Origin of the sequence: Lyngbya aestuarii BL J, assembly GCF_000478195.2 — a bacterium.
Taxonomy (GTDB): Bacteria; Cyanobacteriota; Cyanobacteriia; order Cyanobacteriales; family Microcoleaceae; genus Capilliphycus; species Capilliphycus aestuarii.
Window position 1 is genome coordinate 21,434 of the sequence record NZ_AUZM01000021.1, and the last position, 16,147, is coordinate 37,580.

General features: G+C 39.4%; 15 protein-coding genes. 7 read left to right on the forward strand and 8 right to left on the reverse strand.

The features are described 5' to 3' along the window. Nucleotides 1–32: 32 nt before the first annotated feature. The 3 genes from M595_RS11030 to M595_RS11040 all read right to left on the reverse strand — a co-directional run bounded on the left by M595_RS11030 (nt 33) and on the right by M595_RS11040 (nt 3,702). Nucleotides 33–884, reverse strand: a complete 852-nt coding sequence (locus M595_RS11030; RefSeq protein ID WP_238987060.1) for a polysaccharide deacetylase family protein — start codon at nt 882–884, stop codon at nt 33–35. A gap of 245 nt (nt 885–1,129) precedes the next feature. Further along, nucleotides 1,130–2,983: an ArnT family glycosyltransferase gene (locus M595_RS11035; protein ID WP_023066280.1), complete on the reverse strand. Its 1,854-nt coding sequence runs from the start codon at nt 2,981–2,983 to the stop codon at nt 1,130–1,132. Nucleotides 2,984–3,147: 164 nt separating this feature from the next. Continuing rightward, nucleotides 3,148–3,702 (reverse strand): hypothetical protein, encoded by a 555-nt coding sequence (locus M595_RS11040; protein ID WP_023066286.1) that lies wholly within the window; start codon nt 3,700–3,702, stop codon nt 3,148–3,150. Between the two features lie 48 nt (nt 3,703–3,750). On the opposite strand from M595_RS11040, the gene M595_RS11045 reads away from it, so the two are divergent. Together M595_RS11045 and M595_RS11050 are read left to right on the forward strand one after the other, a co-directional pair. Next, nucleotides 3,751–4,083 (forward strand): DUF565 domain-containing protein, encoded by a 333-nt coding sequence (locus M595_RS11045; RefSeq protein ID WP_023066279.1) that lies wholly within the window; start codon nt 3,751–3,753, stop codon nt 4,081–4,083. Nucleotides 4,084–4,158: 75 nt separating this feature from the next. Next, a complete protein-coding gene (locus M595_RS11050) occupies nt 4,159–5,193 on the forward strand; it encodes a glycerate kinase (protein ID WP_023066353.1) in 1,035 nt (344 codons plus the stop codon). Between the two features lie 7 nt (nt 5,194–5,200). Here the strand turns inward: M595_RS11050 and M595_RS11055 are convergent, their stop codons facing one another. Continuing rightward, on the reverse strand, nt 5,201–6,370 hold the full coding sequence (locus M595_RS11055; protein ID WP_023066355.1) for a DUF8838 domain-containing protein: 1,170 nt from the start codon (nt 6,368–6,370) through the stop codon (nt 5,201–5,203). A gap of 180 nt (nt 6,371–6,550) precedes the next feature. Next, nucleotides 6,551–6,763 (reverse strand): hypothetical protein, encoded by a 213-nt coding sequence (locus tag M595_RS11060; RefSeq protein ID WP_023066283.1) that lies wholly within the window; start codon nt 6,761–6,763, stop codon nt 6,551–6,553. Nucleotides 6,764–6,918: 155 nt separating this feature from the next. Here M595_RS11060 and M595_RS29225 point away from each other — a divergent pair, with 155 nt between their 5' ends. After that, complete coding sequence (locus M595_RS29225) at nt 6,919–7,572, forward strand: pentapeptide repeat-containing protein (protein WP_023066360.1); 654 nt, start codon at nt 6,919–6,921, stop codon at nt 7,570–7,572. Between the two features lie 174 nt (nt 7,573–7,746). Here the strand turns inward: M595_RS29225 and M595_RS11070 are convergent, their stop codons facing one another. Further along, entirely contained in the window at nt 7,747–8,097 is a 351-nt protein-coding gene (locus tag M595_RS11070; protein ID WP_023066306.1) for a hypothetical protein, read from the reverse strand. A gap of 954 nt (nt 8,098–9,051) precedes the next feature. Between M595_RS11070 and M595_RS11085 the strand changes: the two genes are divergently transcribed. From M595_RS11085 to M595_RS11095, 3 genes are all read left to right on the forward strand, one after another. Beyond that, on the forward strand, nt 9,052–9,765 hold the full coding sequence (locus M595_RS11085) for a response regulator (RefSeq protein WP_040483954.1): 714 nt from the start codon (nt 9,052–9,054) through the stop codon (nt 9,763–9,765). Nucleotides 9,766–9,879: 114 nt separating this feature from the next. Then, a complete protein-coding gene (locus M595_RS11090) occupies nt 9,880–10,974 on the forward strand; it encodes a sensor histidine kinase (protein WP_023066361.1) in 1,095 nt (364 codons plus the stop codon). Nucleotides 10,975–11,205: 231 nt separating this feature from the next. Further along, nucleotides 11,206–11,781, forward strand: a complete 576-nt coding sequence (locus tag M595_RS11095; RefSeq protein WP_023066325.1) for a Uma2 family endonuclease — start codon at nt 11,206–11,208, stop codon at nt 11,779–11,781. 259 nt (nt 11,782–12,040) lie between these two features. Here M595_RS11095 and M595_RS11100 read toward each other — a convergent pair whose 3' ends face one another. Both M595_RS11100 and M595_RS11105 read right to left on the reverse strand, forming a co-directional pair. Continuing rightward, nucleotides 12,041–14,152 carry an ABC1 kinase family protein gene (locus M595_RS11100; RefSeq protein WP_023066347.1) on the reverse strand — a complete coding sequence of 704 codons (2,112 nt, stop codon included), beginning with the start codon at nt 14,150–14,152 and terminating at the stop codon, nt 12,041–12,043. 53 nt (nt 14,153–14,205) lie between these two features. Then, nucleotides 14,206–14,643, reverse strand: a complete 438-nt coding sequence (locus tag M595_RS11105) for a hypothetical protein (protein ID WP_023066285.1) — start codon at nt 14,641–14,643, stop codon at nt 14,206–14,208. 860 nt (nt 14,644–15,503) lie between these two features. On the opposite strand from M595_RS11105, the gene cysC reads away from it, so the two are divergent. Then, nucleotides 15,504–16,049 carry an adenylyl-sulfate kinase gene (cysC, locus tag M595_RS11110; protein ID WP_023066313.1) on the forward strand — a complete coding sequence of 182 codons (546 nt, stop codon included), beginning with the start codon at nt 15,504–15,506 and terminating at the stop codon, nt 16,047–16,049. The last annotated feature ends 98 nt before the right edge of the window (nt 16,050–16,147 follow it).

Here is a 16,147-nt window from a genome sequence, read left to right on the forward strand (position 1 = left end):
TGATTTTGTCTGTTCCTCTCGACGCTTGAAATTTAACTATCTTTCAGAGCGAGTTGTGTAATCGGAGTGGCTCGGTTAACAATTCTAATTAATTGTAGAGGGGTTGTATAGCGGTTGACGGGAACTCTAGAAATTTGGAAAGGATTTCTGAGGCGGTTGGGTCGAGAAATAATTCCATCATATAAGTATCCAGTTAAATGATATTTTGGTAAATATTTTTCGACTTTTTGGCTAACTGAACCATAGGGATAGGCAATATGAGCGGCGACCCATTTATTGGGGTCTAAATCTGCCGTACATTCTCTAAGTTTTGTTTTAGATTTTTCTAACTCAAGTTCTAGATTTTTGAGATCTAATTTGCTGAGGTTTTGATGAGCAAACCCATGAGACTGAATATCATAAAATCCTCGTTTGTAGCCATCTCTGAGATCATTACAACTCATGTGAGGAACAAAATATTTGATATTAACTCCCATATAACCAGGGTTGATAAAGAGAACAATTTTGACTTTTTCTCTGTAGGTTTTTTCGAGATCTTTTAAGATCGGTAAAACATTTTCATGGACTCCCAAGTAACCATCATCAAAGGTAATCATAATGGGTTTACGATGCAAATATTCAGGCGGGATAGGTTTGGATTTTTGAATAAAGTAAGTAAACAAATCTTGACTGGTTAAAAACCAATAGTTATTTTCAACTAAGTAGTTTAATACAGTATAAAGTTCTCGTTTACCATAATCGTGATCAAAGGAAAGGGGTTTAATCTTTGTCTGTTTTGCGATTTCAAAGTCAATAATATTATGAAAACCGAGGATGGGAACCCGAATTGAGGGTGTTACGGCTGATTTTGTCGCACCTGAAAGACTTAAACCCAAAACAAACATTAGTAACAAACAGATTAATCTATTTTTGATCAGGGTAGAAAACTTGAGGGGTAGATACTTTTTAAGCCAGTTTATCATCTTACATAAATCTTCACTCCTGATACCGTATCGTTGGATCTTACAGGAGGATTATTTCACAATCCGAATAATTTGTCATCTTTTAAGCTTAGTTTAGAGTTGGCTGTTTAATGTCACCTAAAAGATGTTATCCTGAAGCCAAAGTCTCAAAAATAACCCTTGCTCAGTTAGTAACGAGGAAGTTGATTTCTATCCCTGCTGAAAAGGCTGAGTTTAGAGACTCGAATAAGTTGATAAATACCCTCTTGATCAAGTTGCTGGTATTGCGGAACTTGTAACCCTGTCTTTAAAATTTCTTGGGGAGCAGCTAAGATTAAAATAGTATCGGGTTGAGTCTTTTGAATGCGAGGAGTGCGAAGATAGTCAACAGCATCACTAGGATATTGGAAATATTGTACAGGATTTTGGGTATAAAAAACTAAACTGGGTTTCTTAAAGCCAATCATCACTAATTCTTCTTGAAAGACTCTTTCTATTCTGACGGTTTCCGCGAGTTGTCGTAGGGGGTGCTGGCGATGAAGATCAAATAATTGATTAGCGGGAATAATTGCAAAGATCAAAAAAGCGACAAACCCGATTAAATTAACGGTTACAATTCGTTGCGGTTGTTTTTTCAACCAAAAAAATAATATAAATATAGCCGTCATCATCCAAATTAATGCACTAAATTCGAGTAATCCTGAAGTCTGAAGTTGTTCTCGAAAATCAGGAATCTCAGGATCATGTCCTATCCAGTGATAACTCCAAAGAATGAGAAAAGAAATTCCAATAACAAAAACAATATTTAAGCCAAATGAAATAGAAGTTAATAAATATTTTTTTCGAGACTTAGACTGTAAAAAAAATATCTTTTTGTGTTTGAAAATATCATTCCAAAATAAAGCAGTTAGTAAAGCAGCGGCAGGCATCAAGGGTAAAATATAACTAGGCAATTTAGTAACAGAAATTGTAAAAAACAAGAAAATACATCCAAACCAAAAGCAGGCAAATAATGATAAATGTTCGATTCTATGACGATTTTTCCAATATTTTCGCTTCCAAAAATTAGCTTTAACAATAGCAACGGGTAAATAAACAAACCAAGGTGCAAATCCAATAACAACCACAATAAAATAAAAATACCAAGGTGCTGCATGATGATTAACAACTTGAGTAAAGCGTTGAAAATTGTGATAACCAAAGAAAGCGTTAAGATAGGTAAACCCGTGTTTAGATGTGACTAAAATGTACCAAGGTAAAACAATAACAAAAAAAATGATGCTTCCTAAAAATGGATGAATTTCTCGTAAAACTTTCTGAGTATTTCCGAGATAGAGCGTAAATGATCCAATAATAAAAACAGGTAAAACAAAACCAATCGGCCCTTTAGTTAAAACAGCCAAAGCCAGAAAAATATAAAACGCTAAATACCAAGGTGAGATTCTTTGATTAGATTTTTGATCAGATTTAATAGACTGAGGTTCAGCATAGCCCCGAAAAAACGCAAATAAAGCCGAACCCATACAGGCATTTAATAACATATCCGAAACACCAATTCTAGCCCAAGTAATAGTTTCGGGATTCAATGCAATTAAAGTGGCACCGATCCAAGGTAAAGGATGAAAGAGAATATTGGGTTGAATTAAATTTGGAGAAATTCGGGAATTAATCTTGATATTTTTGACATAAAATAGTAAAATATAAAAACAAAAAACAGTTAGAAAAAAAGCAGCGATCGCAGAAGGAAGACGCACACCCCACTCATTCACCCCAACAATCCGATAAGCGATCGCCATCAACCAATAGATCAAAGGGGGCTTATCAAAGCGAGGTACTTCATTAAAGACAGGCGTGATCCAATCTCCCGTGATCAACATTTGACGGGCGGCTTCGGCAAACAGAGGTTCTGTCTCATCGACTAAACCTGTGTTCCCCAAATTCCAGAAAAAAGCAATCCAACCGATTAAACTTAACCCACTAATCGCCAGCAGACCCCTAAACAGAAAAGACTTGAATTGAGATGGAAATTTAGAGGTGAACACAAGTTTAGACTTCAGTTTCATCCCGTCGTTTGTTGATGAATTCGCCACAACTTATAGATTGTATTGCCAATGGGGTTCATTAGCAGACAATGTTCGGGAAATGGGGTGATAGGGACAGATGAAGTCATCTTTCTGACCTGTCTCCTGTCTCTTGTCATCTGTTTCTAGGGTTGGACAAATAACTGCCATTCCTCAACTTGAGAATTCCACGTGGGTGAGGCTGTTTTCCCAACAATATAAGGCCCCCAGTATCGCCGAGAACCATCTTGTGCAAAGACAATCAAGATATCTCCCGGTTGCAACGTTAAATCGGTATCTGGAAGCGATAACATCAGTCCATTGACACTTCCTTCTTGAGGGGCAAAATCCCAGTGAACAGGTTCAGAAGTTGGGGATCGCGATCGCCATGCTATTCTGACGGGATGATTACTCTGGTTACTGACCCGAAAAGCAGCTTCTTGTCCCCTAGAAACAGGCTCAGAACTGGGCTTTAATCTATTTTCTGGTGTTGCATTTTCCGTTAAACTCGGAGTCGGAGTCGGATTCGGTGTAGAATCAGGGATTGTAGAAGGAATAAAAACAGGTACATTGTCGGGATCAAGTGATTGTTCAAATTCTGTTGAACTGATACAAGTGTTTAACCAAAGTTGCCGGAAGCCTAAACTCAAAACGATAATCGCCCCGGCAACCCAAATTCCAGGGTAAGGTCTAAATTTCATGGTCTTTTTTGTTGAGCGTCTAATTCGATTAATTTCACAAGTTGTTCTATGCAGAACACTCGTCTAAACCGATTAACAAATGTTCTCAGTGAGCGACTGGGGCGATGGTTACGCAATCCTTGGCGACGGATCTCACTGCTAACGATTAGTGTGCTATTTGGCTCATTCTCCGGTATTGTGATTTCTACGATAGCCGGACAGGAAGCAGAGTGGGATGTAACAGCAGCTTTTCTTTTATTATTGATCACCGAAGGCATTAATTGGCTAACTTATCGCAGCAAACCCCTCCTTCGCCAACCCCTATGGATTGAGAACCTCAATGCCTTTAAAATTGGTGTAGTCTACAGTTTATTTTTACTCGCGTTTTTACTCGGTTCCTGATGATGTTAACGGTTCTCGGTAAAAAGCAAAGTCTCCCAGTCTCCCTATCCGTCAATGCTTGACAGTTATCCAATTATGATTGAGATTCTAGAGGCTTGGGCGAGGGGAAATGAACCCTCAGCCGATGAACTCAAACAGTTAGCAATATTAGAACTCAATGATCGCCTGCGATCAACTGCTTTTGGAATCACAACCGAAAATGTTGAAACTCTCCTGGAAAAGCGATCGCAATTATTTTGCTCTCTACTTCAACACCACTGTGATTTACCTCAAGTAAAAACGGGTTTAGAACTGTTGTGGAAATTGTGGCTTCCTTTAGCAACTCAACTCACCCAACATTATCAAAGCTTAAATCGGCCAATTATTCAAGGGGTTCTAGGCGGACAGGGTACGGGTAAAACGACTTTAGGTAAAGCTTTAACTGCAATTTTAACATTTCAAGGTTATAAAACTCTCAGTTTATCGATTGATGATCTCTATAAAAGTTATGCTGATCGAGAACATTTGCGACAGCTTGATCCCCGGTTGATTTGGCGTGGCCCACCCGGAACCCACGATGTGGAAATCGGGTTAAAGGTGTTAGATGACTTGCGTCAAGGTCAGACTTCTGTGAGGGTGCCTCAATTTGATAAATCATTGCACAATGGATTAGGCGATCGCATTGAACCACAACTCGTTACCGGGATCAATATCGTCTTATTTGAAGGATGGTTTGTGGGTTGTCGTCCCGTTGACAATAGCCGATTTGATCAGGCTCCTGAACCGATTATCACAGAAAGCGATCGCCAATTTGCTCGGGATATAAATCAGACGTTAAAAGATTATCTCCCGTTGTGGGAATGTTTGGATCGATTAATGGTTCTCAATCCCATTGATTATCGCTTATCAAAACAATGGCGTCAACAAGCCGAACAAGAAATGATCAAGAGTGGAAAGTCAGGAATGACGGATGCAGAAATTGAACAGTTTGTAGACTATTTTTGGAAATCTCTGCATCCAGAACTATTCATTTCGCCGTTAGTTGAAAACCCACATTTAGCAGATCTTGTGGTTAATATAAACGCCGATCATTCAGTCGGTCAAATTTATCGGCCTGGGGATTTCATCTAACAAGATTCTAACAACATTCTGAGGGATCACAGCAAGAATCACTGTCGGGTGTTGTCGTCAAATGATAGTCAGTTCCTTTCGTTTCTTTGGGGTTGCGAGTTGCTTTTGGTTTACAGTTGAAGTTTGTGGCATCTTCGAGGGGAATTTCTTGATAGGGTGAAAGGGCTAAAATATTCTCAGCATAAGGCCCATTTGCATCCGTATAAAGGTTGAACGTTTGATCACAAACGGCCATCCGTTGGCCTCGACAAAGGGTATGACCATCATCATCAACTACTTGCTTCCACGGGCCTTTATAGATTACCGCTTGTTTGCGTTCTAAACAAGGGCCTTCTTTTCCTTTAAAGGCTTGAACCGTTACAGAACGAAATTCTATCCCTTCTACAACTTGCCAAGGTTCGGGTTGACGAGCTAAAATTTCAATACCGTAGAACCCCGCTTGTTCAAACATTTCTAAAAAGGTATCTTCTCGAAACGCCCCCGAAATACAACCACTCCAAAGTTCGGGATCTTGAATCATTTCTGGGGTCGGATTTTCATCACAAACAATATCAGAAATAACCGCCCGACCTCCTTTTTTGAGAACTCGATAAATTTCTTGAAACAGTTGCTTTTTGTCTTGGGGTCGAACCAGGTTTAAAACACAATTAGAAATGACAACATCAACGCTATGATCAGTGATTAATGGGTTTTCTTGTCGCAGGCGATCGCATTCGGCTTCTAAGGCAGAAATCCCATCGATTGATTGTACAGGATTTTGAGTTAACCATTGTTGTACTGAGTCTAAGTCTAGAGCTAAGTCTTGAATTTTACCCTTGACAAATTTAGTGTTTTGATATCCTAATTTTGCCGTCATTTCATCTTGATATTTACGAGCCAGGGAGAGCATTTCATCATTAAAGTCAACCCCAATCACTTCACCCTGTTCGCCGACAATTTGGGCTAAAATATAACAGTGTTTACCCGCACCTGAACCGAGATCAACAACCGTTTCACCGGATTTTACATAACGAGTTGGATCACCACAGCCATAGTCTTTCTCAATAATTTCTTGAGGAATTTTTTCGAGATATTGTTTATTGTAGCTGGTTGGGCAACAGAGGGAAGGTTGTACTTCTTTTGCGCCTTGTTTGTAGCGATCTAGAACAATTGATTCGACTTCGTAGTTAGCAACCATTTCTTTTTATCTTTCTGTACAGTTGAATAGGGATTTACTCATTTTATCGCTTATTTTTCAAAGCAACATCCAATGAACAAAAATCCAAAATAAAAACCTTAGTTTTTGATTTTCAGATTCAATCTCAACGACCAGTTTAGACTCTCATTAAATCGGAAAAAACTTAAAGTTTCCTGAGAATCATCTAAATTCTTGGCGGTTGCGTTCTACAATACAAGAATTAAAATGCTTTTCTTCTAAAATCACTGAAACAGTTTTTCCTGAGTAATCGTGAGTAGGATCACTAAAGCGGGAGCAACGAAAAATGCTTGTTACTGCTTGTTTAAGACTCAGATCACCAATGAAGTCGGTGTAGGTACTGGAAATGGGATCAAAAAGTTTGCAAAAAAGCATCTTTTATGATATTTAAATCAGACAAAAATCAATCTTCCCAAAGAATATCCTTCCGTTGGAGGAAGTCATCCTCCGAAATATCGCTTATTCTAGAAGTAGAGAGACTTAAATACTTTGTCTCAAAAGTTTAGATAAAATCGGGAGGACATTTTAAAATGAGCATCTTCTCCAAAACCACACTCGTAATCGCCAGTTCTGTTTTATTCTCTGTCGGTTTATCCAATTCCGCTCAAGCCCAAAACCCGGCTCATATTCAACAGCTAGTTGAAACAGGTACTTGTCAAGGCTGTGATCTGCGGGGAGTAGATTTAAGCAAACGTCACTTGATCGGAGTAGACTTAAGGAACGCCGATCTCTCAGGGGCGAATCTAGCCTACACAAATTTAGAGGGCGCTGACCTCAAAGGAGCCAACCTCACAGAAGCAAACTTACAGGGCGCATTCTTAAATAGTGCGGAGTTAAACAACGCTAACCTGTTCGGTGCGAATTTAACCAACGCCAACTTGATTCAGGCTCAACTCGATGGAACTAACCTGATCAAAGCGGATCTCAATGGTAGCAGTTTCTGGGTACAATCTCTCGAAGAAGCGCGATGGTCTCCAATCGGTTCAGCAGAAGAACTTGGGAAGCAAGAACAATTGAGAATTGGGCGAGATGATTCTAGTTTAACCTTTCCAATGGGAGGAGCAGAACCCGGGGAATTTGAATATTCAAAAGAATATCTTGATGAGCTTTTTGAACCTTTAGAAGCCAATCCTGAGCCGGATGCAGGCATAGATATTCCTTTTCCACCTCGAATTGAGTTTTAGAGAAAATATTGATCGAACTTAAGTTGAAGTTGATGGAAAGTCGAATTCACACAACAGGGGTTAATCTTCTATAAGATCTTGAAAGTCTTAACTAAAACAGAAGATTTCAACCCTTTTAAAATAATTTCTAGATTTTTGATCGAGTCAGAATTAAATTAATTTAACCTCTAGAAACTACAGAAATTGTCGCAACTGAAATTCTGCGAGTCGTTTAGCTTGATCAATAGTTTCTTTGGGTTCCCAAATCCCTTGAGCAATTAAGCTACCGTCTGGGGAACGATATTGATAGCTGACTCGATAATGATGTATTCCACGAATAGGATGGTGGATTTCCTTTTTGATATATAGTTCTATGGTGCCTAACTCATCGGTATAGGCTGCTTGACAAGTGTGATCTTTCTCTATCCAGTTGAGTTGAGAAGCGTGATTAACCTCACTCTTTTTGAGAACAGTCCAGGTTGTAGAGAGGGCTGATTGAGTTTTAACAGCATCAGCGATTTGAGAGAAAATATTCTGAGTCTTCATAAGTGAGTTCTGAGAATTTGGTAGATGTTGACCACTAATAAAATGGAAATACAGGATTTCAGCCTGCGATCGTTGCAACTGACTTCCAATTTTGATTTGATTGAGACTCTAAGCTAAAAAACCACAGATATTTTGACAAAGATCATTCCGTCAAAACATCTAATATTGGTTATATACACCGTAGAGATGATGAATTCCTGAAGATTCCTCAAGTCAGGCTCCTCATTGAATTTAGAATTTAATCGACAAGATATGCTACCCAGTTAAATAAGTAATTCGACTTGAAGAAGTTTGACCTGATTAGAATTCTCTCCTGGGACTTCTGGGCTGAATTTAAGCTAGCCCCATTTTCTATGACTGGTTATTTTCAATTTGAGAGCACGATCTTTAAGAAACTGAACACACAAGATACTAATACAAAAAAATCATAAAGAGCAACTCATGTCATCTTAGCTTGACCAAATCTTTACAATAAAATTGTTACCTAGAACACATCACTTCACATTAGAGGGCGTTATGTAAAGCTGTTCATCTGAATTTGTATCACTTCTAAAGTCAAACCTGTTGATTTTTACCTCCAATACATTAACTATTATTTTGAGCCATGATTTTTTCCGATTGATGATTGATCGAGGAGGATCTGCATTAACAATTGTGTCAAGCCATAATTGCATAGTAAAACAATATTGTCAATTTTGCAGCCTATCATGTGAGAAAAAACGAACAACCCTCTTAGGAAAGTTTCTGCTAAAATACTTGCATAGTAGCGGTTTTAGGGATTTTAGCCACCGAATCTGAGCGTTTTTCACATTCAATTTTCTACCTTTAGATAGAATATTTTTAAAGCCAACCGGGGAAGATTTCGGTCTTGTCAGATACAGTTCACCTTGAAATGGCTTGCCCCCAATTAGCGTAAGCTGGAGAGGATACTTCACTCTCCATTCACAACTTTCAATGAAAATTCTGATTGTGGAGGATGACGGGGAAATCGCCCAACTCATCCAACAAACATTAGAAAATGAGGGGTTTTCCTGTGAAACCGCCCGTGACGGTTGGGGGGCTTTAGAATGGTTTCAAAATCAGCAGCCAGACCTTCTCGTTCTTGACTTGATGCTTCCCGGTCTTGATGGCTTAGAAGTCTGCGCCCGTATTCGTCAACAATCGGGTGTAAAAGATCCCTATATCCTGATGTTAACAGCAAAAGGAGAAGAAATTGATCGGGTGATTGGTTTGTCTACCGGGGCTGACGACTACTTGGTCAAACCCTTCAGTCCCCGAGAATTAGTCGCCAGGGTTCGGGCTTTGTTGCGTCGTAGTCTGCGTCATGGGGGACAAAGCCAAGTCTACCGCACGACTCATTTTACCATTGATCTCGATCAACATTTGGCTTACCGACAACTCGACCCTCAAACTTCAGAACTCCTAGATTTAAGTCCTTTAGAATTTAATTTACTGGTTACTCTGGTGAGTTATCCGGGTCGGGTTTGGAACCGAACTCAACTAATTGATAAACTTTGGGGAGATGACTTTTTTGGAGATGAACGAGTAGTCGATACTCATATCGCCCGACTCCGAAAAAAAATTGAACCCGATCCAACTCATCCTCAGTTTATCAAAACAGTTGTAGGAACAGGATATAAATTTGAAGACTCGACAACAGACAAGTGATCAAACTTGGGGAGAGGTTAATGAGTGATCCTCATTCCTTTAAAAAACACTATAGAATTGTGAGTCAGAAATGGTCATCGATTTTTTCTACTGTGATAATGTCAAGCATCAATCATGCCTAAGCTAAACTTGCGATCGCGTTTACTTTTGTCTCATTTGTTAGTCATGGGAGTCGGACTGGGTAGCTTTATTTTAATGAGTAAAGTATATTCCCCTCGTTTATTTGTTTTACAACTTGAACGTCTTGAACAAACCCAATTTTTTAACGTTCGTTCTGTGAGAACTTACCTAGTTCGGGGGTTTGAAATCACGTGGAATCGGAGTACATTATGGTCAGTTGGGGTCGGTGCAACTGCCGCAGGTGCGTTGAGTTATTGGGTCGCTAAACGAATTACTCAACCCTTGACTCAAATGCGAGAAATTACCCAAAAATTTGCAGCCGGAAACCTAGACGAACGTATGATTAAAAGTGAAATTCCTGAACTCAATCAACTGAGTTTAAGCTTTAATCGTATGGCAGAAAGCATCGAGGGAATTGAACAGCGACGTCGAGAATTGATTAGTGATATGACTCACGAATTGAGAACACCCTTAACAGTTGTACGAGGATATTTAGAAGAAATGGCAGAAGGCCAAATTCAACCTTCTGATGAACTTTATAACCGCTTAATCCGAGAAACACGCCGTTTAGAACGGTTAGTGAATGACTTACAAGAACTCTCCAAAGCAGAAGCCGGGTATTTAGTGATCAATCCTCAGCCTCTAAATTTACGTCCACTTTTAGAGTGTTTAGTCGCTCGTTTTGGGGATCAACTGTTAGAAGATGGGCCTGTTATAAACTTAGATTGCCCGTCTAATTTACCAACTGTTTTTGCTGATCTAGATCGCACAGAACAAATTTTAGTTAATCTTTTAGGAAATGCAATTCGTTATACAGAAATAGGTTCAATTACCCTTAAAGTTTGGCAAAATTTAAACTTTGTTTGGGTAGCAGTTATTGATACAGGAGTAGGAATTTCTGAAATAGATTTACCCCATGTTTTTGAACGGTTTTGGCGAGGAGAAAGATCGCGATCGCGTCAATGGGGTGGAACAGGAATTGGATTAGCAATTACAAAGCGTTTAGTTGAACTTCAAGGGGGTAAAATAGAGGTTGAAAGTGAATTGGGTAAAGGAAGTATATTTCGCTTTTGTTTGCCGATTACTTAAGTAAAATTTTGTCATTTTTAAAATAAAAAATTATCTCACAAATTTTCAAAAACTTTATTCTTTCCCTTCTCCCTGAAAGACAAACAGTGTTAAAATCTCAAGTCAATTTTTATAAACATATTCTTCTAAACCTTACGATCTAGCTTAAATTATCATTATTTTTCCTTGATTTGTGTTAATATAATTAGAATTATATCTGAATAATGGAATGAGTTTAAGAGCAATAAAGTTATGACAATCTCAGATAGACCCAAAACCGAAAACCTCTCTCTAGATGAGTTTTTAGCTTTACCTGAAACTACACCTGCTAGCGAGTATATTGACGGAAAAATTTATCAAAAACCCATGCCAAAAGGAAAACATAGTCGTATTCAAAAATGTCTAATTGACGCCATTAGCGAAATCGGAGAAGAACAACGGTTAGCCTGTGCTTTTCCCGAGTTACGCTGTTCGTTTAGTGAACGTTCAATTGTGGCGGATATTGTTGTGTTTGAGTGGGCGAATATTCCCCTTGATGAAGAAGGTGAAATTAGGAATGATGTTAACATCCAACCCGACTGGACAATTGAAATTTTATCACCCGGTCAAAATACGACTCGCGTCATTAATAATATCTTATTTTGTCTTAAAAAAGGAACAAAGTTGGGTTGGTTAGTTGATCCCAAAGAACGATTAGTATTAGTATTTAAACCCGATCAACAACTAGAATCTTTTGAAGGTGAACAAGTTTTACCTGTGCTTGAAGTGTTAGCAGATTTACAACTCTCAGTGAATACTTTATTCAGTTGGTTAAGTTTTCCCTCCTAACAAAGATCGGGAAAATTTCAGTCGGAATCTATAAAAATGAGTTCTTAATAAAATCAATAAAAAACTATAAAACTGCCCTATTCATTCGGAATAAGACAGTTAGACTCTGGTAAAATAACCAGAAATTGGATTCAATAAGTCAGATCAAAGAATCAAAAGTTAACTGGGATTAAAAATCCCCCTATTTTTTCAACGGGGGAGTATATCAATAATTGACCTAGCACTTCTAGGCGAATTAACGATTGAAATCAAACCCTAACTAATAACCCGCAGGTAGAGACACAGGAGGTAACGGTTTGGTTGGCGGTTGAGACGAAGAACGATGTCCGTTTTTCTGGGTTTCTGGATGATCTTCAGAAATCAAAAGTTCACGAATTAACCGTGCTGCGGTTTTTTGGGCTAATTCACCCGCCACCTGTTGACCCAGTTGACGAACTTCTGGCTTGGCCAATAAGTCCGGAACTTTCTGCACCAAAATCATCGGGTCAAACCCTTGAGTCTCTTGCAAAATGGCTACAATTCGCTGAATATGTTCTAAATTACTCTGATTTTGATTTAATGTGGCGACAGGTTTTGTTCCATTCGATGAGGAGGGTTTGATCCCCATCCACTCCGCCACCTTCAGTTGTGCGTTTGTCAAAGCATTACGAGAAGCCAAATCGACATTTTTAACAATTTCATTGGCTAACTTTTCTCGAATAAACTCCCCCCGTTCTGAGAATAAAAAGTCTAATGTCTGATCAAGAACTTGATTAATATCGTAATCATCACTATTCCGAGCATTTTTTAACAGATTTTCTAGACGATTCCAGCGCAGAGAACCATCTTTAAACAGCAAATCTTTCAGGGAAGTACGCAGTTGAGGAGACGGGTCAGTTAATAGGCGTTTAGCCACGTAGGGATAAGCTTTACTGAGTACCTTAAAGTTGGGATCAACATTAATCGCAATTCCTTCTAGAGTCACCAATGAACGAATAATCAGCGCATAATAAGCCGGAACTTGGAAGGGATATTCATACATCAACGCCGAGAGTTTATCGGTTATACTTTTGAAGTTAAGTTCTGCCACACTCGCACCGAGCGCATCATTAAAAACAGAACTTAAAGCGGGAATAATCGGTGTTAGGTCAGTATCAGGGGTTAAAAATTCTAATTTGACATAATCATTGGCTAATCCCTCAAAGTCTCGATTAACCAAATGCACAACAGCCTCTAGTAAGCCATAGCGTTGATAGGGTTTAACCTCACTCATCATCCCAAAATCGAGATAAACCAACTTGCCATCAGGACTGGCGAGTAAGTTACCGGGGTGAGGATCAGCATGGAAAAATCCATGTTCAAGTAATTGACGTAGAGAACATTGTACGCCCACTTCAATTAGATAACGAGCATCAATTCCTTTGGCTTGAATTTCATCTAAATTGGTTAATTTAGTTCCATTCACCCACTCCATCGTTAGCACTCGTTTTCCGGTATATTCCCAATAGATTTTAGGAACATAAATGTCGGGTAAATGACCGTAGAGTTCATTAAACCGTTCCGCGTTGTGACCCTCGTGGGTGTAGTCCATTTCTTCAAAAATTCGGTAGCCAAATTCATCCATAATGGCTACTAAGTCGCTGCGGATTTGGGTAATATTTTTTTGCGCCCAAATTGCCAGGGTTCGCAACAGGTAAATATCGAGTGCTATCAATTCTGATAAACCCGGACGTTGCACTTTAACGGCGACGGTTTCGCCTGTTTTCAGTTTTCCTTTATAGACTTGTCCCAAAGAAGCGGCTGCTAAGGGATCGGGCGAAAGTTCAGCGTAGATTTGTTCTGGTTTTCCTCCCAGTTCTTCTTCGATAAAACCATAGGCAATTTCATTAGAGAACGGGGGAAGTTGATCTTGAAGTTTGGTTAATTCTTCTAAGAAAGTCGGAGTCACTAAATCGGGTCGTGTAGATAAAGCTTGTCCAACTTTAATAAATGCTGGGCCGAGTTGAGTCAGTGTGACGCGGAGTTGGGTAGCCCGCTTCCCCTCATTTTTTTCTGCACATCCCCTTTTGCGATCAAGCCAGATTCCTAAAGCGAGGGAGGAAAATTTCCAGATCACCGTTAATAGCCGTCCCCAGACTTTTAAAAAGCGGGAGCGGTAATAATCGGCAATGGCAAACGGATCGTAACGGAGAGAAACATGGGGATTGGTATAAGATTGATCCGCCTCGGATTCCCCTGCGGTGGGAATGTCTTCAACGGTTACGAGTTGCGATCGCACATCTACAGTATTAGATGCAACGGGATCAACGGGATCTAGCTGTGTGGCTCTCATAGGAGTGGGGGTTTGTGAATCAACCAAGGGCAAAGTCGGCGATACCGTCTTGATATCCATAAAGTACAGGATTAAGTCTGAGCAGTATTGTTAACTATTGTAACAATATTAGCTCATGCACTTTCAATCTCATCTGAACTAGACTTGACCAGGCGATTATAAATCTCAGATAGATGTTGTCGTGTATTGGCTGGAAGTCTCGGTTGAGGCACTTCTGAGTTCGGCCAGGTTGGTAAATCAAAGCAAGGACAGCAGCTTGGAGGCATTCCCTTCGTTCGGAATATGACAGGCATTGAACATCGAGCGCATTGATCAATCTCCCAATTCGAGGTCAATAATTCATTAATGGAGACATCTGTGCCTTCTAAGTAACAGTCTCCTGACTCTGAAGAGAGGATTTCTTGCCAACATTTTTCAAACTCGGGGCTGTAGTGATCTCCCTCAAATAAGGGTTTCGGTAATAGAGATTGATCTCCATTATGAATCATCACTTTTTTACCGAGTTGTAACCAGTATGCGAGGTATTGTTTAACTTGACGATATGAAGCCATAGGGGTTTTTCTTAGACAGTGAGCTTTGAGTTGACAAAATTGACCACTAAAGTGGTAATCAAATTTTAAGTTGCAGTTTTCGTTTGTCTTTATTTTATCGAGACTTGGGAATTTCGGGGACGTTATCTTCTAGAATAAATCTAAAGTTTATTCGGGCTGAGGAAATACCATAGAAAGACTCAATAAAAAAAATCAGCTTAACTTAATTATCTAGTTTCCAAGTATTATGTAGTTATAATATTAATTTAAGTTTCAAGCAATTGCCTCAGACTTTGGATATAAAAATCAATCATTCTATCGAAATAAGTACAAGTTTATAGAATTATTCAAATCTCCTAATTGATGAAAAAGATGAATGCAGTTAAAAATCTAACCCCGACCCCACCCGACAAGCAATCGTAGTTCTAAGCGAGGAATATCGCCTATCAGTAGAAGCAAACGACTTCTCTGTTGCTTGTCGGTAGTCGGAATTAAGTGTAAAAGGCAAAACGCTGTAAGTCCTTATCTGTCAGTAATTCACCTTTTCGGATTCAACGTTTATTGATCACCACCTACTCAATTATATTCGGCAAAATCTATGAGATTTCCTGCAATTGGGTCTAAATCGAACTTAAGGTAGGTGACAATAACAATCAGGATCTTGACGTTCCCTAGTTCTATGCGAGTAATATGGGGTAAGAATAGATTTGCAACTCATGCAGTCAATCCATTACGATTTTTAAGTCAGATCGTTGGTTGTACGAGTGCAGAGGGGTGTAAGTGATTTCAGGAAAAACTCGTCCTGATAGTCAAGTCTCAATAGAGATGATTCGATAATCAATTTATTGTTTAGTTGTCACTTAGCAGGAGAAATACAATTGATGCAGCGCCGAGGTGTAACAGTGTGGTTCACGGGGTTGAGTGGTGCAGGAAAAACCACAATTACTCGTGCAATAGCTGAGGAATTACGTGCTAAAGAATGCCAGTTAGAGATTTTAGATGGCGATATCGTGCGCGAAAACCTAACTAAAGGTTTGGGCTTTAGCAAAGAAGACCGAGACATCAACATTCGCCGGATCGGATTTGTTGCTCATCTTCTCACCCGCAACGGTGTTATTGTGTTAGTCTCAGCAATTTCTCCCTATCGCGAAGTTCGCGAAGAAGTTCGTAAAACCGTTGGTGACTTCGTAGAAGTTTTTGTCAATGCTCCCTTGGGAACTTGTGAAGAACGGGATGTCAAAGGCTTATACAAACGAGCCAGAGCAGGTGAAATCAAACAATTTACAGGAATTGACGATCCCTATGAACCCCCTCTCAACCCAGAAGTTGAATGTCGCACCGACCTCGAAGAATTATCTGAGAGTGTCGCTAAGGTGATGAATAAATTAGAGGAGTTGGGTTATATTTCCGCCAAGGTTGCCGTTTAACCGATTTCCTCAAAACCCTTTAAAAACTTAAACGATTTCTACGCGACACCCAAACCTACAACTTAAGGTTTAAGGTAAAAGTGTCGCGTAGATTTGCG